Below are 1,250 nucleotides of genomic sequence, written 5' to 3'. Positions count from 1 at the left end.
AGTGGAGCAGCTATGCGAGTCGTCGTTCTGGGCAGTGGCGTCGTCGGCGTGACGAGCGCCTATTATCTCGCCGGCGCGGGTCATGAAGTCACCGTGATCGATCGTGAAGCTGGCCCGGCGCTCGAAACGAGCTTCGCGAACGCGGGGCAGATCTCTCCGGGCTACGCATCGCCGTGGGCCGCGCCCGGCGTGCCGTTAAAGGCGGTCAAATGGATGTTCCAGAAGCACGCGCCGCTCGCGATCCGTCTGGACGGCACGCCATTCCAGCTGCAGTGGATGTGGCAGATGCTGCGCAACTGCACGTCCGGGCGCTATGCGGTGAACAAGGCGCGCATGGTGCGTCTGGCCGAATACAGCCGCGACTGCCTGCAGGCGCTGCGCGCCGAATCGGGCATTCAGTACGAAGGCCGCACCGGCGGCACGCTGCAAGTGTTCCGCACGCAGCAGCAACTGGATGGCGCCGCCAAAGACGTCGCGGTGCTGAAGGAAGCGAACGTCCCCTATGAACTGCTGATGCCCGCCGAGCTCGCGCGCGCCGAACCGGCGCTTGCCGCGACCGCGCACAAGCTGACCGGCGGGCTGCGCCTGCCCGGCGACGAAACCGGCGACTGCCAGCTGTTCACCACGCGCCTCGCGACGCTGGCCGAACAGATCGGCGTGCGGTTCCGCTTCAACACGCCGATCGATGCGCTGCTGATGGAGGGCGGCCGGGTCGGCGCAGTCAAATGCGGCGACCAGACGGTGCGTGCGGATGCATTCGTCGTCGCGCTCGGTTCGTACTCGACGCGGTTCCTCAAGGACCTGATCAGGATCCCGGTTTATCCGCTGAAGGGCTACTCGCTCACGGCGCCGGTCGTCGATCCGTCGGCGGCTCCGGTATCGACGGTGCTCGACGAAACCTACAAGATCGCGATCACGCGTTTCGATAACCGGATTCGCGTCGGCGGGATGGCCGAGATTGCCGGCTTCGACAAGGCGCTGAACCACGCGCGTCGCGAAACACTCGAGATGTGCGTGAACGATCTGTTCCCGGGCGGCGGCGATACGTCGCAGGCCAGCTTCTGGACCGGCCTGCGGCCGATGACGCCGGACGGCACGCCGATCGTCGGCCGCACGCCGGTGTCGAACCTGTTCCTGAACACCGGGCACGGCACGCTCGGCTGGACGATGTCGTGCGGCTCCGGCCAGTTGCTGGCGGATCTGATCTCGGGCAGGCAACCGGCGATCCAGTCGAACGATCTGTCCGTTCA

At 66.6% G+C, this 1,250-nt stretch carries 1 protein-coding gene; it reads left to right on the top strand.

Translation table 11 applies throughout. The features are described from left to right. Window positions 1–12 precede the first annotated feature (12 nt). A partial coding sequence (locus tag HV796_RS42560) for a D-amino acid dehydrogenase (RefSeq protein ID WP_175233594.1) occupies window positions 13–1,250 on the top strand: 1,238 nt, incomplete at its 3' end.

Source organism: Paraburkholderia humisilvae, assembly GCF_902859855.1.
GTDB lineage: Bacteria > Pseudomonadota > Gammaproteobacteria > Burkholderiales > Burkholderiaceae > Paraburkholderia > Paraburkholderia humisilvae.
Note: the sequence above shows the minus strand (reverse complement) of the source record. Positions and strands in the feature narration are given on the sequence as shown.